General features: G+C 70.2%; 19 protein-coding genes. 6 read left to right on the forward strand and 13 right to left on the reverse strand.

The genetic code is table 11. The features are described from left to right. Positions 1-19: 19 nt before the first annotated feature. From GPZ80_RS31995 to GPZ80_RS04625, 3 genes are all read right to left on the reverse strand, one after another. The gene (locus GPZ80_RS31995) at positions 20-1,108 is read right to left on the reverse strand and encodes a DUF3592 domain-containing protein (RefSeq protein WP_222718857.1); all 1,089 of its coding nucleotides are present in this window, start codon (positions 1,106-1,108) and stop codon (positions 20-22) included. 71 nt (positions 1,109-1,179) lie between these two features. Next, positions 1,180-2,865, reverse strand: coding sequence for a 2-succinyl-5-enolpyruvyl-6-hydroxy-3-cyclohexene-1-carboxylic-acid synthase (menD, locus tag GPZ80_RS04620; RefSeq protein WP_187218495.1), 1,686 nt, complete (start codon positions 2,863-2,865; stop codon positions 1,180-1,182). A 295-nt stretch (positions 2,866-3,160) separates the two neighbouring features. Beyond that, complete coding sequence (locus GPZ80_RS04625; RefSeq protein WP_187218496.1) at positions 3,161-4,477, reverse strand: hypothetical protein; 1,317 nt, start codon at positions 4,475-4,477, stop codon at positions 3,161-3,163. A 71-nt stretch (positions 4,478-4,548) separates the two neighbouring features. Between GPZ80_RS04625 and GPZ80_RS04630 the strand changes: the two genes are divergently transcribed. After that, on the forward strand, positions 4,549-5,460 hold the full coding sequence (locus tag GPZ80_RS04630; RefSeq protein ID WP_187218497.1) for a 1,4-dihydroxy-2-naphthoyl-CoA synthase: 912 nt from the start codon (positions 4,549-4,551) through the stop codon (positions 5,458-5,460). On the opposite strand, the gene GPZ80_RS04635 is transcribed toward GPZ80_RS04630, so the two are convergent. Continuing rightward, the gene (locus tag GPZ80_RS04635; RefSeq protein ID WP_187218498.1) at positions 5,454-6,344 is read right to left on the reverse strand and encodes an arylamine N-acetyltransferase family protein; all 891 of its coding nucleotides are present in this window, start codon (positions 6,342-6,344) and stop codon (positions 5,454-5,456) included. The two genes, GPZ80_RS04630 and GPZ80_RS04635, sit on opposite strands and share 7 nt — an antisense overlap. Before the next feature lie 30 nt (positions 6,345-6,374). On the opposite strand from GPZ80_RS04635, the gene menE reads away from it, so the two are divergent. From menE to GPZ80_RS04650, 3 genes are all read left to right on the forward strand, one after another. Further along, the gene (gene menE, locus GPZ80_RS04640) at positions 6,375-7,508 is read left to right on the forward strand and encodes an o-succinylbenzoate--CoA ligase (RefSeq protein WP_187218499.1); all 1,134 of its coding nucleotides are present in this window, start codon (positions 6,375-6,377) and stop codon (positions 7,506-7,508) included. A gap of 89 nt (positions 7,509-7,597) precedes the next feature. Continuing rightward, positions 7,598-8,473 carry a helix-turn-helix domain-containing protein gene (locus GPZ80_RS04645; RefSeq protein ID WP_187218500.1) on the forward strand — a complete coding sequence of 292 codons (876 nt, stop codon included), beginning with the start codon at positions 7,598-7,600 and terminating at the stop codon, positions 8,471-8,473. Next, the gene (locus GPZ80_RS04650; protein ID WP_222718858.1) at positions 8,439-8,624 is read left to right on the forward strand and encodes a DUF397 domain-containing protein; all 186 of its coding nucleotides are present in this window, start codon (positions 8,439-8,441) and stop codon (positions 8,622-8,624) included. The genes GPZ80_RS04645 and GPZ80_RS04650 overlap by 35 nt, the downstream gene beginning before the upstream one ends. A gap of 6 nt (positions 8,625-8,630) precedes the next feature. Here GPZ80_RS04650 and GPZ80_RS04655 read toward each other — a convergent pair whose 3' ends face one another. Both GPZ80_RS04655 and GPZ80_RS04660 read right to left on the reverse strand, forming a co-directional pair. Next, positions 8,631-8,879, reverse strand: a complete 249-nt coding sequence (locus GPZ80_RS04655) for a helix-turn-helix domain-containing protein (protein WP_312880112.1) — start codon at positions 8,877-8,879, stop codon at positions 8,631-8,633. Next, complete coding sequence (locus GPZ80_RS04660; protein ID WP_187218502.1) at positions 8,867-9,493, reverse strand: hypothetical protein; 627 nt, start codon at positions 9,491-9,493, stop codon at positions 8,867-8,869. The genes GPZ80_RS04655 and GPZ80_RS04660 overlap by 13 nt, the downstream gene beginning before the upstream one ends. 95 nt (positions 9,494-9,588) lie before the next feature. Between GPZ80_RS04660 and GPZ80_RS04665 the strand changes: the two genes are divergently transcribed. Beyond that, positions 9,589-10,461, forward strand: coding sequence for a 1,4-dihydroxy-2-naphthoate polyprenyltransferase (locus GPZ80_RS04665; RefSeq protein ID WP_187218503.1), 873 nt, complete (start codon positions 9,589-9,591; stop codon positions 10,459-10,461). On the opposite strand, the gene GPZ80_RS04670 is transcribed toward GPZ80_RS04665, so the two are convergent. From GPZ80_RS04670 to GPZ80_RS32445, 6 genes are read right to left on the reverse strand one after another with little or no spacing between them, the layout of a single operon-like run. After that, positions 10,454-11,044 (reverse strand): GTP-binding protein, encoded by a 591-nt coding sequence (locus tag GPZ80_RS04670; protein ID WP_187218504.1) that lies wholly within the window; start codon positions 11,042-11,044, stop codon positions 10,454-10,456. The genes GPZ80_RS04665 and GPZ80_RS04670 overlap by 8 nt on opposite strands. Next, on the reverse strand, positions 11,022-11,378 hold the full coding sequence (locus GPZ80_RS04675; protein ID WP_187218505.1) for a DUF742 domain-containing protein: 357 nt from the start codon (positions 11,376-11,378) through the stop codon (positions 11,022-11,024). The genes GPZ80_RS04670 and GPZ80_RS04675 overlap by 23 nt, the downstream gene beginning before the upstream one ends. Beyond that, entirely contained in the window at positions 11,368-11,802 is a 435-nt protein-coding gene (locus GPZ80_RS04680) for a roadblock/LC7 domain-containing protein (RefSeq protein ID WP_187218506.1), read from the reverse strand. The genes GPZ80_RS04675 and GPZ80_RS04680 overlap by 11 nt, the downstream gene beginning before the upstream one ends. Further along, positions 11,799-14,393: a sensor histidine kinase gene (locus GPZ80_RS04685; protein ID WP_187218507.1), complete on the reverse strand. Its 2,595-nt coding sequence runs from the start codon at positions 14,391-14,393 to the stop codon at positions 11,799-11,801. The genes GPZ80_RS04680 and GPZ80_RS04685 overlap by 4 nt, the downstream gene beginning before the upstream one ends. After that, positions 14,390-15,181, reverse strand: a complete 792-nt coding sequence (locus tag GPZ80_RS04690; RefSeq protein WP_187218508.1) for an ABC transporter ATP-binding protein — start codon at positions 15,179-15,181, stop codon at positions 14,390-14,392. Before GPZ80_RS04690 ends, GPZ80_RS04685 begins: the two co-directional genes overlap by 4 nt. Next, positions 15,178-16,056: an ABC transporter permease gene (locus GPZ80_RS32445; protein ID WP_312880113.1), complete on the reverse strand. Its 879-nt coding sequence runs from the start codon at positions 16,054-16,056 to the stop codon at positions 15,178-15,180. The genes GPZ80_RS04690 and GPZ80_RS32445 overlap by 4 nt, the downstream gene beginning before the upstream one ends. A 143-nt stretch (positions 16,057-16,199) precedes the next feature. Here GPZ80_RS32445 and GPZ80_RS04700 point away from each other — a divergent pair, with 143 nt between their 5' ends. Then, entirely contained in the window at positions 16,200-17,393 is a 1,194-nt protein-coding gene (locus GPZ80_RS04700) for an RNA-guided endonuclease InsQ/TnpB family protein (protein ID WP_187218509.1), read from the forward strand. 40 nt (positions 17,394-17,433) lie between these two features. On the opposite strand, the gene GPZ80_RS04705 is transcribed toward GPZ80_RS04700, so the two are convergent. Further along, a complete protein-coding gene (locus GPZ80_RS04705) occupies positions 17,434-18,435 on the reverse strand; it encodes an ABC transporter substrate-binding protein (protein WP_312880114.1) in 1,002 nt (333 codons plus the stop codon). Positions 18,436-18,720: the final 285 nt, after the last annotated feature.

The following is an 18,720-nucleotide window of genomic DNA, read 5'->3' on the forward strand; positions in this document are numbered from 1 at the left end:
CAAATTTTGAAGAGAGGTGTTACACCGCGAGCTTGCGCCGTGCGCGCAACGAACGAAGGTGCAGTGGCCCCGGCTTGCGCAGCCACCACACCAGCCCCACAGACACCGTCCAGACGGCGAAGAGGGTGGTGAAGGCGGGCAGGAAAGTCAGGGTGGCGCCCCGACCGGCGACCCGGACGAGGTCGGGGTCACGCATGTCGTACTCGACCCGGACGACCTGGCCCTCTTCGAGCGCCTCGGGGTAGAGGACACCGACGTTGGGAACGTGCTCGGCGCCGTCGGGGGTCTGGAAGCGCACGAGCGTGCGGTGGGCGGTGACGTCGAGGACCTCGGCGTCGGCCCGGCCGGTATGGCTCTCGATGGCGGAGTCCTCGGCGCCCGCGGCGATGACCAGCAGGAAGCCGAGGAGGGTGGTGATGACGGCGATGAAGAGGATGGCGCAGGCGGCTGCCCGGCGGAGCTTGTAGGGCTGGGGCTTGACTCCGTCGGGGAGCGCATCGTGAGGCTCGACGTGGTCACGGTGCGTTTTGGTGGGGGCGGGCATCTCGCCATCGCCTTCGCTGTCGGGTACGTGCGGCTCGACACCGGCGCCTGGCCGCTGGGCGGGGTGGGGCTCAGTGGCGTCAACATCGGCGGGGACCGATTCAGCGGCCGACCCAGGCAGGCGCGATACCGCAGCCCCATCATCAGCCCGCTCAGCGAGGCGCGCCTCCGTGATCCCGCCGCCAGGTGATCCAGCTGGGCTGGGTTTGGAAGCAGCATCGTCGGTGGAGTCGGCCAGTTGGGTGCGTTCGAACGTCACTTCGCTTGCCTCGGCGGCCGACCAGGTGTCGCCGACCTGCTTTGCCGGCTCCGCGGATTCGGGTGGGGCCGACCGCGTCGCCTCGGCTTCGGCGGTTGACCAGGGGTCGGCGTCCGCCAAGTGGGCCATCGCGGTGGGTGGCGCCTCGGCGGTGGCGACCGGGTCGGCGGGGGCTTTGAGCTGGGAGTTCACCTTGTCCCCGCCGGTGGGCCGATGTGGGGTTTGGGCGGGTAGGGGCGTCACCAGGTCCGGTCCGACGCCGTCCAAGGCCCGGACGGGGGATCCCCGCTCCTCCATCTTTGCCACCCCCCGAGCCTATCCGCACCGGTTTTCGCTGGTCGGCGTTTCCCTCAGATGACGCGTCGTCGCTGGTGGGCCTATGGGGTGTGGAGGCGGGCGATGGTCTCGCGGAGATGGGCGTGCAGCGGGCGCAGAATGGCCCGGTCGGCGCGTACTTCGATCACGCGCAAGCCGGATGCGGGGGCGAGCGCCTCGGTGAGGGCGGCCGCGGAATCCGCCACCGTGTGCGGCACGTGATAACCCGCACAGAGGCTGCTCAGGTCCGCGCCGGTGGGCGTGCCGAAGACGCGTTCGAAGCCGGCCGCGTGTTCGTCGGCGCCCTGTTCCAGCAGGGAGAAGATGCCGCCGCCGTCGTCGTTGAGGACGACCACGGTCAGGTTGGGGCGTTCTTCCTCGGGGCCTAAGAGCAGGGCGTTGAGATCGTGCAGGAACGTCAGGTCGCCGATGAGGGCGTAGGTCGGGCCGCCGGTGCCGATGGCGGTGCCCGCCGCCGCGGAGACGTTGCCGTCGATGCCCGCGACGCCGCGGTTGGCGTGGATGGTGAGGTCGGCGCGGTGGTCGGCGGCGATGTCGACGTCGCGGACCGGGTTGGACGAGCCGAGGAACAGGGTCGCGCCCGCGGGCAGAGCGGCGACGACGTCGCGGGCGACGTGCAGGCCGGTGGGCCATGGCTGGTCGTCGAGGACGGAGTCGACGGCCTTGACGGCGGCCTTCTCGGCGGCGCGCCAGCCTGCGAGCCAGGTGGGGTCGTAGTCGGTGACGTGGGTGAGATCGTCGTCGTCGAGCCAGCCGCGGACGTGAGTGGCGACGTACTGCGGGTCCGTCCATTGTGGATGGTCACCGATGCCGTAGACCGGGGCGCGGTCCATCAGGCCGCGCACACCGCGCGACAGGGTGGGCCTGCCGACGACGATCACCGCGTCCGGCCGCAGGTGTTCGGGCAGGGCGCCGCTCCCGAGGAGCAGCGGGCCGCGCCGCAGGACGTGGGCGCCGCCGATGACCGCGGCCGCCGCGCCGACGGGCTCGGCGACCACCGGCCAGCCCGCCTTCGCCGCGACCACCGCCGCCGCGGCCGCGCGGGCCGGATCGCCGCTGCCGACGACCATCAGGGAGCGGGCGGGCAGGGGGAAGTCGACGCGGTTGCCGGGCACGGTGCGAGCGGCCGAGGAGGTGGTCCAGCGGGAGCCGTCTGGTCGGCCGTCGAGGCTGTCGGGCCAGTCGGCGGCGTCGGTGGGGACGAGCGGCTCGCGGAAGGGGATATTGAGCTGGACCGGGCGCCCTGTCTCCGCGCGCGCGACGCCACGGCAGACCAACCCGCGCCAGACGGGGTTCAGGCCCGCGCGCGCCTCGGCGACCGGGAAGTCGACGGCGACGGCGGAGCTGCCGAAGATGTTGCGCTGGTCGATGGTCTGGTTGGCCCCGGTGCCGTGCAGCTCGGGCGGGCGGTCGGCGGTGATCAGGAGCAGGCCGATGCCGCAGTGGTGGGCTTCGAGGACGGCCGGGTGCAGGTTGGCAACGGCGGTGCCGGAAGTGCAGACCACGGCGGCGGGGCGGCCGGTGGCCTTGCCGATGCCGAGGGCGAAGAAGGCCGCCGACCGTTCGTCGACGCGGACATGCAGGGTGAGCACCCCGGCCAGCGACGCCTTGTGAAGGGCGAAGGACAGGGCGGCGTTGCGGGAGCCGGGGCACAGCACGATGTGCCGCACGTCGTTGCGCACCAGCTCGTCGACGACGACGGTCGCCATCGCGGTGGACGGGTTCACTCGACTCCATTCCGATCGACCGCGAGCCGACGGCCCGCGGTCCCTGACTTGCGACTCGCGGTCGGGACCGTAGAGCCCGTGGCAACCGACCGAGAGTTCGCCGACCAGCGGCGAGACGGCGCCGGGCGAGCACCCGCGAATGTTGAACTCACCTGCCGGAAGGGGCGACTCGCGGGCGCCAACGGCGGACTCGGTGTCGCGAACGTGGGACTCGCGGTCGCGAACGTGGGACTCGCGGTCGCGAACGTGGGACTCGCGGTCGCGGGCGGGGAACTCGGTGTCGCGGGGGTGGGGGTCACGGGAGGGTGGGGGGTGGGAACAGGACTTGGGTGCGGAGCGCCCAGCGGGCTATGGAGGTGCCTGCGTCGGTGAGGCCTACGCGGCGGGCGTTCCAGTCGGCGTCGAGGGCGTCGAGGGTTCTCAGGGCTTTGAGGAAGCGGGAGGCTGCTTCGCGGGCGTGGGGCTCGCCGAGCGGGAGCCCGGCAGGGTCGGTCCACGTGTCTTCGGTGAGGACGTGGGCGATCTTGGCGAAGATGCGGTCCGGGGACATCCGGTCTTCCAGGAGCAGCGCGCCGAGGACTACTTCCTGGATGACGGCCATGGCCGGGCGGTCGGTGGCGACGATCGTCTCCCCGACGGCCATGAGCAGGGCGTCCGGGTCGTCGACGACGGTGTCGCCGCGGTCGGTGAGCAGCAGCCGCGAGCCTGAGCGCTCGACCAGGCCGAAGTCGGTGGCCAGCTCCCGCAGCAGGCGAATCGGGGGCCAGGCGGACTCGCCGCGGCCCGCCGACGGGGCTTCGCGGCAGGTGGGCATGACCGCCGCGAGTTCGGCGACCAGTGCGGTGGGCAGGTAGCCGCGCTCGGTGAGGCGGGCGCCCTTGCCGCGGCAGGCGTCGAGGAGGGTCTCCAAGGCCGGGAGATCGTAGCCCGCGGCCTCGGGGGGCCTGCGGATGTCGGGGCGCAGGCGGACCAGGACCTCGCGGCGGGTCTGGCTGCCGCGGCCGAGGATCCACGAGTCGAGGCGTTCATCGAGGAGTTTGCCGAACCAGGTGTCCTCGCCGGTGGTGTCCGGGCTCATCAGCAGCCGCAGCACCAGCTCGACGCGTTCGGGCTCGTCGGTGCCGTCGGCGCGCAGGGTGCCCGCGTCGATGGCTTCCTCGAGCATCCGGCCCGCCGCCGCACGGAGGGCCTGTTCGACATCGCCCGCGTGGTCTGACCAGGTCAGCGTGGGCGGGTCCGGGGGGTAGACGCCGGAGGAGCGCCAGGCCCGCTCGACCAGGGCGCGGTAGCGGTCGTCGTCGCGGGCGGCGTCGAGGATGGCGTGGGTGGCCTCGCCGCGGCAGAGGCAGGCGTAGTCGCCGTGGCCGAGAAGGTCGAGCAGCTCGGCGAAGGCCTCGCAGGTGTCGTGCAGGTCGTCGAAGGCCTCGGCGCCGTCGGGGCGGCGGGCGGCCAGCGGCAGCGTGCCCCACACCATCTGCTGGACCTCGTATTTGGTGACCTTGGTCGGGTGGGCCGCTGTCGCGCGCATCACCTGCCAGAGGGCGTGCGCGTGCTTCGCCGCGGTGTCGTCCCGCGCGCGAATCACTTCCAGAGCCGAGTCGAGGTCGTGCACACCCCCAGCTTTACACGCCGACCCGCAACCCCGCGAACGACTGTCCACAGGCGCGCCGGCATGCTCGCGGTGTGGCTGACCGCGAGGTATCCGAGCTGTTCGACCCGGCGCAGTGGCGCGAGATCGACGGGTTCGACTTCACCGACATCACCTACCACCGCGCCGTGGACACGGGCGCCGTGCGGATCGCGTTCGACCGGCCCGAGGTGCGCAACGCGTTCCGGCCGCACACGGTCGACGAGCTGTACCGCGCGCTCGACCACGCGCGGATGAGCTCCGATGTCGGCTGTGTCCTCATCACCGGAAACGGCCCGTCGGCCAAGGACGGCGGCTGGGCCTTCTGCTCCGGCGGTGACCAGCGCATTCGCGGGCGCACCGGCTACCAGTACGCCTCCGGCGAGACCGCCGAGACGGTCGACCCGGCGCGCGCGGGCAGGCTGCACATCCTGGAGTGCCAGCGGCTGATCCGGTTCATGCCGAAGGTCGTCATCGCGGTCGTCCCCGGTTGGGCCGCGGGCGGTGGGCACAGCCTGCACGTGACGTGCGACCTGACGCTGGCCAGCACGGAGCACGCCCGCTTCAAGCAGACCGACGCCGACGTGGGCAGCTTCGACGGTGGCTTCGGCTCGGCGTACCTGGCGCGGCAGGTCGGGCAGAAGTTCGCCAGGGAGATCTTCTTCCTCGGCCGGACGTACACCGCCGAGGACATGGTCAAGATGGGCGCGGTGAACCAGGCGGTGCCGCACGCGGAGCTGGAGGCGACCGCGCTGCAGTGGGCGCGGGAGATCAACGGCAAGTCGCCGACAGCGCAGCGGATGCTCAAGTACGCGTTCAACGCGATCGACGACGGCTTGGTGGGCCAGCAGATCTTCGCCGGCGAAACCACCCGGTTGGCCTACATGACCGATGAGGCCGTCGAGGGGCGCGACTCGTTCCTGGAGAAGCGCGACCCGGACTGGTCACGCTTCCCGTACTACTACTGAGCGGCGCGGCGGCGGGCGCCTTTGCCCGCCACGTACTGCTCATGGTCCACGCACAGTCGGGCCCACAAGGCGTCTCGGCGGTCCGCGCCGATTTCCGGCAAAGGCAGGCCGAAGACGTCACCGAGCAGGCCGAAGTAGTCGCCGCGGTCGGCGATCTCGGTGTGGGTGACGCCGTCGGCGTTGGTCTCCTTGTACAGCCGGCCGCGCAACTCGCGGATTGTCTTCGCGTCGCGGTTCGAGACCGTCACGACGCGGACGAAGCCGGAGTCCGGGGACGTGCACAGGTGGTCGTGTTTGGCGAGGAAGTCGTCGACCTTGGCCTGCGCGGGGGCGAAGTCCATGCCGATGAACGATCCGCGTGCGTCGTGGTCGAGGCGCCAGCCGCCGGGGACGACTTCGGAGGGACGCAGCGCGAAGGTGTACGGCGCCTGCTCGTAGACGCCCTCGGCCAGCGGGATCGGGTCGTACAGGCCGTCACCGAGGCCCGCGTCCACCATCCACGGTCCACCGTCGAGGCCGTGGACTTCGATCACCAGGTGGTTGGCCGTGATACCCGGCTCGTCGCCCTTGCCGCCTTGGACCCCGCCGACGCGCCAGTGGACGTCGAAGCCGAGCCAGGCGAGCAGGGTGCTGAAAGCGCCGTTGAGGTGGTAGCAGTAGCCGCCCCGGCCGCGCAGCAGGTAGCGCAGGGAGTCGAGGGGGTCGACGGTGCGCTGCTCGCCGAGGGCGATCCAGACGGTCTCGTACGGGATCTTCTCGACCTGGGCCCGGTGCAGTTCGCGCAATGTGTCCAGGGTCGCGGGCGGCGGGGTGCGTAAGCCGAGCCTCGTCAGGTAGGCATCGCGCAGCGGCTCGTTCACTTGCCGCCCCCAGGTTTTGGTCATCGCCAGAGGCTAGTGGTGGAAACTGTGTATATGCACGACCTGCGAGTTCTCGATCCGGACACATCCGAATTCATGAAGGCGCTACGGGCGGCGCTGGACGGCTCGGGTCCCGCCGTGCTGCCGGTCGCCATGGGACAGTCCGGTGAGGACATGGCGCCGGGCGAGCCGCTGGAACCCGACACGGCGCTGGTCGTGCGCACGTCCGGCTCGACCGGCAAGCCGAAGGGCGTGTTGCTGTCGGCGAAGGCGCTGCGGGCTTCCGCGGACGCGACCCACACGCGCCTCGGTGGGCCGGGCACGTGGCTGCTCGCGATGCCCGCGCACCACATCGCCGGGGTGCAGGTGCTGGTGCGGTCGATCGTGGCGGGCACCGAGCCGGTCGTGATGCCGCGCACCGCGTTCCGCCCCAAGGTCTTCACCGAGTCGGCCTCGGACGCGCTCGGCTCCCTCGGCCCGGTGTACACCGCGCTGGTCCCGACCCAGCTGACCAGGATCGTCGAGGACGGCGGCGACGCGCTCGCCGCGCTGCGCGCCTTCGACGCGGTCCTGGTCGGCGGGGCGGCGGTGTCCGCGCGCACGCTGGAACGCGCGCTCGACGCCGGGGTCCGGGTCCGCACCACGTATGGGATGTCGGAGACCGCGGGTGGATGCGTCTACGACGGGGTGCCGCTCGACGGGGTGGACGTGCGGATCGACGATGGGGTCATCGAACTGAGCGGCCCCATGCTGGCCAACGGCTACCGGCTGGACCCGAAAGCAACCAAGGAGTCCTTTGTAGATGAATGGTTCCGGACGTCGGACGCGGGCGGGTTTCGTGACGGAGTGCTGCGTGTGTTCGGCCGAGTCGACGACCTGATCAATACCGGTGGGGTGAAGGTCGCCCCCGCCGCGGTCGAAAATGTCCTTACGGCGCAGAGAAATGTCGCGGAAGCCTGCGTCGTCGGCGTGCCGGACGCGCAGTGGGGGCAGCGGGTCGCGGCCGCGCTGGTGCTGACCGGCGCGGTGGACGAAGGCGAGCTGCGGTCGGTCGTGCGAGCCGAACTCAGTGCCCCCGCGGCACCCAAGGACTTCATCGTCTTGGCGGCACTACCGCTGATCGGACCAGGGAAACCGGACCGGCGGGCGCTGGTCGAGATGTTCTGTTCCCAGGGCGGGAACGGCTAGCGCGATGGGGTGGAATCGGCGCGCGGGGACACCGGGCGGCACAGGAAGTCCCTAGCGTGTGGGGAATGGGAGCGAGAAACCGGGCTAGCGTGCGCGAGCTGGGCGATTTGTTGCGGGAGCACCGGGAGGCGGCGGGGCTGACGCTGCGGGACCTCGCGCCCAAGTTGGGGCGTTCCATCGCGCACCTGCACCGGATCGAGACGGGATATCGGGGCACTACCTCAGAGACGGAGGTGGTGCACTACCTGGCGACCTGCGGCGCGCGATATCAGGACGTGGAAGCGCTGATCACGTTCTGTCGAGAGGCCGGCGACGACCGGGGCTACTGGCTGGCGCCGCACGGGCAGTGGATGTCGGACTCCCTGCGGTCGCTGATCTTCCACGAGACCACCGCCACCCGGTCGATCAGCTACGAACCCGAAGTCATCCCCGGCCTGTTGCAGACCGAGCCATACGTCCGCGCACTGCTCGCCCGCCAAGATTTCACCGATGAGCGGCGGGCAGCATTGCTGCAAGCGCGCATGGAGCGGCAGCGGATCCTGTTCCGCAACAACCCAACCCAGTTCACCTTCTTCGTTCACGAGCGCGCCCTGCGCTTGGAGGTCGGCGACTACCGAACGATGGCCGAGCAACTGCTCGCGATGCTGTTCTTCGCCGACCAGCGGAACATCCAGATCCGCATTTTGCCATCGTCGGCCCGCGACACCGCAGTCTTCGGCGGAGCGTTTCGGCTGCTGGGCTATCCGAAGTTCGCACCCCTGGTCTACCTCGATTGCCACATCGCCGGCCTGTTCCTGGAAGACGCCCGGCAGGTGGCGGACTTCCAATCGCTTATGAGGCAGATAGCCAAGGTCGCCCTCGATGCGGGACAATCTCGAGGGCTCGTCGCCACGCTGGCGGACGAGTACGACCGGGCGGAAGGCGGCTGGGATGACGCAAGGCGGGTGGCGCAAGAGCAGCTTTAGCTCAGGAGGCGAAACCGATTGCGTCGAGGTTTCTCTAGGGGTGGAACACGCGCGGGTGCGGGATTCCAAGAACGCAGACGGGCCTGTCCTGACCGTCACGCCTGCCGCCTGGGGCGCGTTGGTCGGCGCGGTGGACCTGATCAACAACTGAGGCCGATCACTCCTGCACCCCGGCCTGGCCGTGGCTGAGCAGATCGCCGGGCTGGCAGTCGAGCACCGCGCACAGCCTGCTCAGGGTGCTGAACCGGACCGCCCGCGCCCGCCCGTTCTTGAGCACCGACAGGTTCACCAGCGAGATACCCGCCCGGCTCGACAACTCGGTCAGGGTCATGCCGCGCTCGGCCAGGACACGGTCGAGGTGCACTGAGATGTCGTGGATCTCGTGGGCGTCGGTCACACCGTCCACGTGAGGTCCTCCCGCATGCGGGCGCTGATCCGCAGCACCCGGGCGAACGAGATCAGCAGCGTGCCGAGGAAGATCGCCAGGATGGAGGGCTCGACGTCCCACAGCCAGAACTGGCTGAGCGGATGGTCGACCATCGACTGGAGCAGGCGTTGGCGGGCCCACGCTTCGACGAGAGCGGCGGTCACGCTGCCCGCGAGCACCACCCAACCCACGATCCGCAAGCGCGCGGCGAACCTGTCGACGAACACCCCGTGGCGCCTCGCGGCGCGGAACATGAGCATGGCCAGCGAAAGCGTCACCGCGAACACGAGGAAACTCGGCAGCTTGGTCGCCACGTGCCAGGCCTGCTGCGCACCCGACGGCTCGTGAGCGCAGAAGCGGACGCCCGCCACCGACGCGCCCGCGCCCGGTGCGAGGTCAGGCACCAGGGTCTCCTCGGACCCGCGGACCGGGAACCCGGAACTCGCCTCCACGCACACACTCGCGCTCCCGAAGCCGAACATGGCCCCGGAACCCCCGACCGCCGTCACCAAGCTGATCGCCGTCATGGCCAGAACGAACGCGAACACCAACTTCACCGACGTCTGGATCGGATCCAGCGGATTCTTGGTCATCGCCACCCCCGGGTTAACGTTTATCGATAACAACGATAATCGATAAACCCGGGCCTGTCGCCCCCCTGTTCCGACCCGTCAACCAAGATGGACGCATGGCGACAGTCGCGGAATGGGTCCAGGGCGCACGGGTGCGGACGCTGCCGAACTCGGTCGCGCCGGTGTTGGTCGGCGCGGGCGCGGCGGCGGCGCTCGGCGGGTTCTCCTGGTGGAAGTCGCTGCTCGCGCTGGTGGTGGCGCTGTCGCTGCAGGTCGGGGTGAACTACGCCAACGACTACTCCGACGGCATCCGGGGCACCGACGACAACCGTGTCGGGCCGCTGCGGCTGGTCGGCTCCGGGTTGGCCACCCCGTCCTCGGTGAAGCTCGCCGCGTTCGCCTGCTTCGGCATCGGCGCGCTGGCCGGGCTGGTGCTGGTGATCGTGAGCGCGCAGTGGTGGCTGTTGGCCGTGGGCGCGCTGTGCATCGCGGGGGCCTGGTTCTACACCGGCGGGTCCAAGCCGTACGGGTACTCCGGGTTCGGCGAGGTCGCCGTCTTCCTGTTCTTCGGGCTCGTCGCCGTCCTTGGCACGCAGTACATCCAGGCCGGGACAGTCAGCTGGGCGGGCCTCGCGTGCGCGGTGTCGATGGGGTCGTTCTCGGCGGCGGTGCTCGTCGCCAACAACCTGCGGGATGTGCCGACCGACCGGATCGCGGGGAAGACCACGCTGGCCGTGCGGCTCGGCGAGGAAGGCACGCGGGTGCTTTTCGCTGCCCTGGTGGCGATCCCGTTCGTGGTCAGCGTCGCTCTGGTCACCCAGACCTGGTGGGCGCTCGCCGGCTTGGCCGCCGCGGTCTTGGTCGTGCCCGCGCTCAAACTGGTCCTCGGCAAGGCGACCGGGCCCGCGCTGATCCCGGTGCTCAAGCAGACCGGGCTCGCCATGCTGGCGTGGGCGGTCATCACCGCCCTGGCCGTCGGACTCAGCTAGCCGCGGCCCGCGCCTTGGCGAAGGTGTTGCGCAGCACGGCCAACAGCGCGTCGCGCACGGAGAGCTTCTCGCGGGCGTCGAACATGATCAGTGGCACCTCGTCGGCGATGGCCAGCGCCCAGCGGATGTCGTCGGGCTCGTGGGCGAGTTCGCCGCCGAACATATTGACCCCGACAACGAACGGCAGACCGGCCTTCTCGAAGTAGTCGACCGCCGGGTAGCAGTCGTCCATCCGTCTTGTGTCGACAATGACCAGCGCGCCCAACGCGCCGCGCACCAGGTCGCCCCACATGAAGCCGAAGCGGTCCTGGCCGGGGGTGCCGAACAGGTACAGCTTCACCTCTTCGTCGATGGTGATGCAGCCGAAGTCCATGGCGACCGTGGTCGTCGTCTTCGCCGGGACCTCCCCGACCCGGTCGATCTCCGCGCCCACCGATGTGATGGCGGCTTCGGTGGTCAGCGGCGAGATCTCCGAGATGGAGGCCACCGCGGTGGTCTTGCCGACGCCGAACCCGCCGGCGATGACGATCTTGACCGGTGCCGGCGGACGCTGCGGGCGCTCAGCGGATGGCTTCGAGTCCACGAATGACCCTTTCGATCATGCTGAGATCCTGGGCCGGGGTCGCGCCCGGCCGCCGGAGGACGACGTATCCGAGTTCGGCCAGATCGGCCACCAGCACCCTGGCCACCCCGATGTGCAGCTTGAGCGACGCGGCGATCTCGGCGACGGACATGGTCTTGCGGCACAGCGCGATGATCTCGCGCCGCTCGAAGGCGAGGTCGGAGTGCGCCGCGGCGCCGAGGCTGCTGGACATCACCTGCGCCTCGATCTCCAAGGTGTCGTCCACCGGCTTGGCCCGACCCGCGGTGAGCAGGTAGGGCCGCAGCAGGGAGACGTCCGGTCGGCTATCCGACACTGTTCTTGAGCTCTTCGATCAGCTGCGGCGTCAGCACCGCGCTGGCCCGGTTGGCGAACATCGCCATCTCGTAGGCGATGGTGCCCAGGCTCGCCTCCTTGGTGGCGAGCACGCCGAGCGAGCAGCCGATGCTGATCGTGCAGACCAGCAGGTAGCCGCGCTCCAACTCGATGATCACCTTGTCCGGCTGGCCAAGCGGGTGGCTGTCGGACACACCGTTGGCCAGTCCGAGCATGGCCGAGGAGATCGCCGCGAGCCGGTCGGCGTTGGCCCGCACCAAATCCGCGGACATCGCGATCAGCAGGCCGTCGGCGGACACCGCGATCGCGCCGATGGCGCCCGCGGTGTTCTGGGTGAACCTGCTGACCAGCCAGTTGAAGTTCTGCGCATCGACGCTGATCGCGGGGGCCGGCGGCCTGCTCATCTTGTGCTCTCTCTCCTCGGACTCGTCCCTGGGTGCGGGGCGGTTTCCTGGGGGCTGACGTTATCCGTAACGATGGCCGCTTTCGCCAATCCCATGGCGAATTTGTCGAAGGCGGCCCGTTCGGACTCGGGGTCGCGCCTGTGCCAGGCCCGCACGGCCGGTGGCGCCGACGCGAAAGCGGCCGGACGCAGCCCCGGCGCGAGGTTCTCGCCGGGGACGCGCCTGCTCAGTCCGCCGCGCGCCGAGGACGGCGGCGGGTCCGCGGCACGGGCGAACGCGCCGTGGAAATCGTTGAGCGCAGCGCGGGCGGCTTCCGGGTCGTGCCGCGGCCTGCTCTGACGGGGAGCGGGTGGCGTGGGGGGAGTACCGGGCAGCTGTGCGCCCGCGACCCGGCGGTTCAGGCCGCCGCGCGACTCGGTGGGCCTGGCCTGCGCCTGGATGAAACCGGTGTGGAAGTCGTCCATCGCGGCGCGCGCGGCCTCCGGGTCACGCTCGGGGGGTGGGCTCGCCTGCCTCAGCGTCTCGCCCGCGGGCTCGGTGCTCGGGACCCGGCGGCGCAGGCCGCCGCGCTCCGGTTGCGCGGCAGGCGGGGATGAGGGCGGGGGCCCGGCCTGCTCGCCGGAGAAGGTGGGGAACCAGAAGAACCCGTCGGTGCGGGTGGCGGGCGGGATCTGGAAGCCCGGCATCAGCGGGAGCAGCGGCTGGGGCGCCGGTTCCGGTTCCACGACCCGGCGCAGGTAGGACTCGACCGCGATGTGGACCCGCGCGGTCACGCCGCCGCCCGGGGTGGAGTCGAGTTCGACGCGCAGCGAGTGCCTGCGGGCGAGCCGTCCGACCACGAACAGGCCGAGCACGGTGGTCGGGACGATGTCGAGCCGCTCCCGCTCGACCAGGCGACGGTTCTCCTCGGCCAGCTTCTCCGGTGGCAGGCCGATGCCGTGGTCGACGATCTCGATCACGCAGGTGCCGTCGGTCTGGAACTTGGCGCCGACCTCGACGGTCGTGGTCGGCGGGGAGAACGACGTCGCGTTCTCCATCAGCTCGGCGAACACCAGCACCAGGTCGGCGCCGATATCCGCGGCGAGGGTGACGTCGGAGATCGAACCGAGTCGAACCCGTTGGTACTCCTCGATCTCGGCCAGCGCGGACCGCAGCGTGGTGGACAGCTCGATCGGCCCGGAGAGCCTGCCGCGGTCGGCGGTGCCCGCGACGACGAGGAGGTTGTCGGCGCTGCGGCGCAGGCGGGTGGAGACGTGGTCGAGCCGGTAGAGGCGTTCGAGGAGCCGGACGTCCTGCTCGTCGCGTTCGAGCTCGTCGACCAGGGCCATCTGCCTGCCGACCAGGTTCTGGGTGCGCTGCGCGACGTTGACGAACATCAAACTGACGTTGCGCCGGGTGAGCGCCTGCCGCTCCACCAGCGAGGACGCCGTGCTCTGCACCCGGTTGAACGCGGCGGCGAGCCTGCCGATCTCATCGGCGCTGGCGACCTCGATCTCCGCGAGCCGGGGCGCCTGCACCTCGGCGACCTCGGTGTCGGTGACCCGGACCAGTTCGGTCTCGGCCAGGTCGGCAACTGAGGTGGCGGCGTCGGTGAGTCTGCGCAGCGGGTCGGAGATCGAGCGGCTGACCCGGATCGCGAGGAGGGCGACCAGCATGATCAGCAGCGCCGCGCCGAGACCGACGCTGTGCGCGATCAGCCCGGCGTCGGAGGCGCGGTCGGCGGCGGCCGTGGTGACCTGGTCGGTCACCTTGTCCTGGGCGACCCGGCGCATCCGCGACTGGGTCTGCACGGTGGCGAGGGCGTCGAAGATGAACGACTCGCCCGCGTTGGCCTCGGGGTCCAGCGGCAGCCGCGCGGCCAGGGCGGCCACCTCGCGGGCCAGGTCGCCCTGGTCGACGGCGACGACGACGGCCGCGTGCTCGACGTCGGCCTGCTGGACGAACCGCTCGGTCAGCATCCGGGCCTGCGCGGAAGCCTTGTCCAGCAACACCTGCCCGGTGGTCGGGTCGAGCGCGGTGGCGATGATCGCCATGCCGTAGAGCTCGTTCTCCTCGTTGGCCCGCAGCAGCGAGTCGAGAACGGTGAGCTGCCGAGTGCCCTCGGCGTCACTGGTCCGCTGCGGCACCAGGCGGAGCGCGTCGAGAATCGCGCCGATGACCGCGTGGTAGGTGCGGGCCACCGCGTCCGGCGAGATGCCCCGGCGCAGCGCGCTCTGCCGCAGCTCGCGCAGCGAACCGATGCGCACCAAGGCGGACGCGAGTTCCTCGATGCCCTCGCCTTCGAGGGAGTCGAGAGCGGCGGCGGCCGCGGTGTCGACGGTCCGCTGCTGGCGGACCAGGTCGGTGTTGTCCCCGCTCGCCGACGCCAGGTAGCCGGCGGTGAGCAACCGCTCGCGCTGCAACTCCCACACCAGGCCACCGAAGTCCCGGGCGCGGCCCGCGATGTCGGCGGTGCGGCCGGCGGAGCGGGCGTCGCCGATCCCGCCCGCGACGAACGGGACCGCCACGAGGACCACCGCGGTGAGCGGGACCAAGAGCAGGACGTTGAGCCTGCCCCGGATGCCGAGCCTGCTCAGGATTCCCAGAGTCACCGTCCACCTGCCGTCGCCCGGGCGGTGTGGGCCCGGTGTTGGGCGCGGACGATGTCCTCGATCGACGCGCGCAGGGCCAGGAAGTCGGGGTGGCGCTTGATGTCGAGGTCACGGTCCTCGGGCAGCGCGACGGTGATGTCGGCGGCGACCCGGCCGGGGTCGCACGCCAGGACGACCACCCGGCCGCCGAGGAACACCGCCTCCTCGACGTCGTGGGTGACCATGAGCACGGTGGTGCCGGTGTCGCGCCACACTTGGCGGACGAGGACCTGCATGTCCTCCTTGGTCTGCACGTCGAGCGCGCCGAAGGGCTCGTCGAGCAGCAGGACCTCGGGCTCGCACGCCAGCGCCCTGGCGATCGCGACTCGCTGCTGCTGACCGCCGGAGAGCTGCCGGGGCAGCGCGTGCCGGAACTCGGTCAGGCCGGTCTCGGCCAGGTGCCAGTCGACCCGGGCGGCCCGGTCCTCCGGTGTGATCGGGAGCAGCTCCAGTCCGAAGGCGACATTGCGCTCGACCGTTCGCCACGGGTACAGCGTCCCGGCCTGGGGCACCAGACCCCGGTCCGGGCCGGGGCCGGTGACCTCGGCGCCGTCGAGGGTGATCCGGCCTTCGGTCGGCACGTCGAGCCCGGCGACGAGCGAGAGCAGAGTGGACTTGCCCGAGCCGCTCGCGCCGACGACACACAGGAACTCGCCCGAGGCGACGCGGAGATCGACGCCGTCGAGCGCGCGAACCGAGGCTGCCCCTGTCCGGAAGGACTTACCGACGCCGGAGAGTTCGAGCTTCATCCCGTCCACCGCCCGACCTTGTTGCGCAGCAGACGAAGCACCACGTCGATCAGCACCCCGCAGAGGCCGATCACGATGAGCACGGCGAAGATCTTGTCGGTCTGCAGGAACCGCTGGGAGCGCACGATCCGGTAGCCGAGGCCCTCGGTCGAGTTGACCAGTTCGGCGACCACCACGAAGTTCCATGCGGCGGCGGCGTTGACCCGGACCGCGTCGACGATCCCGGGCAGCGAGTGCGGCACGATCACCTTGCGCAGCACTTCGCCGCGCCGAGCGCCGAGCGTGTACGACACGTCGATGAGCGGGCGCGGCACACCGCGCACGACGTCGGAGACCATCAACGTGTTGAAGAAGACGGTGCCGATGAACAGCAGGGCGATCTTGGACGGCTCGCCGAGGCCCATCCAGATGACCAGCAGCGGGATGAACGCGCTCGCGGGCAGGTAGCGCAGCACACTGATCAGCGGCTCGAACAACGCCTGCCCCGCCCGGAAAGTCCCCATGACGATCCCGATCGGCACCGACACGGCGACGGCCAGGCCGAACCCGAACAACACCCGCTGGACGGTGGCCCAGAGGTCGGCGAACAGTTCGCCGGACTCGGCCATGCCGATGCCCGCCGCGAGCACCGCGCCCGGCGAGGGCAGGAACCGCGACGGGACCACGCCGCTGGCCACGAGGACGACCCAGGCGAGGAACGGCAGGGCGAGCGAGAGCACCGCCAGGGTCAGGCGCGAGCGGCGGGAGATCGGGGCACGGATCGTGAGCAGCGGCGAGGTCCGCCCGGGTCGGGGCCTGCGCGGCAGCGGGCCCCATCCCTCCCGGCCGGACCGGGTGGTGTCGGTCGCCGCGGCGCCGACGGCGAGCGGACTCACCAGGATCCCCCGGGGATGCTTCGACGTTCACGGCGGCAAAGAGTCTGCAGCAATACGACCGCCACGACCCGAGCTGGCCCTGGCATGCCCCGATTCATCTGTGTCTCCGGGTTTTGTCGGTGGTGGTCGTTACGTTGATCGGCATGTCCCGATTCCGTCTCCAGCCCACCCCCGCTCAGGAGCAGGCGTTGTTGGAGCATTGTGGGCATGCGCGGTTCGTCTGGAACCTCGCCGTGGAACAGCACGCCCACTGGCGGCTGGGACGCAGATCGGCGCCCGGGTATGCCGAACAGTGCAGGCAGTTGACCGAGGCGCGCGCTGCGAATCCGTGGTTGGCCGCCGGATCGGTGATCGTGCAGCAGCAGGCGTTGAAAGACTTCACCGAGGCGATGGCGAGCTTCTTCCGCCGGACCCACCGACGGCCCACCTGGCGCCGACGCGGGCGGGCCGAGGGTTTCCGGATCGTGGCGGTCAAACCCGACGGCCTGCGCCGGGTGTCCCGCAACATCGGTGAGGTCAAAGTGCCCAAGGTGGGGTGGGTGCGGTTCCGCTGGTCGCGTGCCGCCGTCGATGGTGTGAAGTCCTACCGCATCACCCGGGACCGGGCGGGCCGTTGGCATGTGGCGTTCGCCGTGGCGCCCAAGCCCATCGCCGGACCGGGCTCGGGTGCGGAGGTGGGTGTGGATCGCGGAGTGGTGGTGTCGGCGGCGTTGTCCACCGGGGAACTGCTGAACGCACCCACGTTGCGCCGACCCGAGATGGCGCGGCTGCTGCGGCTGCAACGTAAGCTCGCCCGGGCCCAACGTGGCTCCAACCGGCGCGGCAAGGTCAAAACGGCGATCGCGAAGCTCAAGACCCGCGAGACCGACCGGCGCAAGGACTGGGTCGAGAAGACCAGCACCCGCCTGGCCCGAGAGTTCGACGTGATCGCGGTCGAGGACCTCAAGATCACCAACATGACCCGGTCGGCGAAAGGCACCCGGGATGCGCCAGGCCGGGGCGTGCGGCAGAAGGCCGGACTGAACAGGGGAATCCTCACCAACGGGTGGGGCCTGCTCGTCACCCGCCTGGATCACAAGGCCCCAGGGCGAGTGGTCAAGGTCGATCCGCGGTTCACCAGTCAGCGTTGCTCGGCGTGCGCGATCGTGGATCGGGAGGCGCGCGAGAGCCAAGCCGTCTTCCGCTGCCGGTCCTGCGGTTTCGCCGCCAATGCCGATGTGAACGCGGCACAGAATATTCGGCTCGCGGCAGGACATGCCGTGACTGCACGGGGAGGCCCACCGTTGGGTGAGCCAGTGAACCGTGAACCTCAACGTGACCTCCTTTCCATCGGGTAGTCGCTGTTGGAATCCCCACGCCTCCTGGCAGGGGAGGCTGTCAATCGGGGACCGCTTTCACGAAGCGGTCGTCGAGCAGGCCGTCAAGGATCGGGCGGTCCTTGACCAGGCCGGTGTCGACCATGAAGTCGACGATCTTGCCTGCCTGGAAGTTCAGGTGCGATGGCGTGGTTCCCGGCGTGAACGCGTCGAGGTTCTGCTTTCGGGTGAAGATCGTGGTGCCCGCGTCGTAGGAGCGGTACTCGTCGGCGGTGACCCCGCCGCGCTTGGCCATGATGTCGGTGGCCGCGCCCTTGTTGTCCCTGATCCACTTCACCGTCTCGAACCAGGTGTTCACCAGGGCCTGGACCTCGGCGGGGTGGTCCTTGACGAACTCGGCGGTGAACACCAGGTGGTCCGGGATCGCGCCGGGGAACTCGGCGGAGGTGGCGACGGCCCGGCTTCCCGGGCGTTCGAGCGCCACGCTGGTGAAGGGCGCGAACGCCCCGACCGCGTCGACCTGGCCCGCGGCGAACGCGGCGGCGGCGGCGTCGGTGGCCAGCGGCACCAGTTGGATGTCCTTCTCGGTCAGCTTCGCCTCGGCCAGCGCGAGGAGCAGCAGGTAGTGGTCGACGGTGCCCTGCTCCACGGCGACCTTCTTGCCGCGGAGATCGCTGACGCTGACGATTCCCTCCGCGGCGATGATCTTGTCGTTGCCGGTGGAGTTGTCGTTGACCAAGACGATCTTCTGCTGGGCGCCGCCACTGACCGAGGCCAGCGTGTCGTTGAGGGTCTGGCTGTTGGCGTCGATCGCGCCGGTCGCCAGGGCGTTGAGGCTGTCGGTGTAGCTGTCGAAGTACTTCAACTCGACGTTCACGCCGTTCTTGGCGAAGATCCCCTGCTCCTGCGCGACCTGCCACGGGAACCAGCCCGGCCACGCGCTGAAGCCGAGCGTCACCTTCGTTCCCGACTCGGCGGCTTGCGACGTGCAGGCCGTCGCGCCTGAAACTGTTAACAGGCACACGACAGCGGCGATCAGCCTGCTGACCGAACTGGGCTTCACTGCGTACTCCAGGGAGAGGCGAACGGGTCGGCTATCGAGCCGGGAAATGCGGGAGCTCGCCCTGGGAAAAAATGGGAATACGTTTGTCCACAGTAGAGTCGACGCCGGACTCCGTCATCAAACTCCCCCATCCCGCGGTGAACCCCAACGGGGCAAACCCTAACGGGGTACGACGAGGGCGACTAGAGAGCCACCAGTGGATCTCACCCGATCGGACTATCGGCGCTAAAGCATGTCACTATGCGCAATTGTGCGGCTATTAGCGGAAATAAGCCGCGACGCCGA

Source organism: Actinokineospora xionganensis, from assembly GCF_014323725.1.
GTDB classification, from domain to species: Bacteria; Actinomycetota; Actinomycetes; order Mycobacteriales; family Pseudonocardiaceae; genus Actinokineospora; species Actinokineospora xionganensis.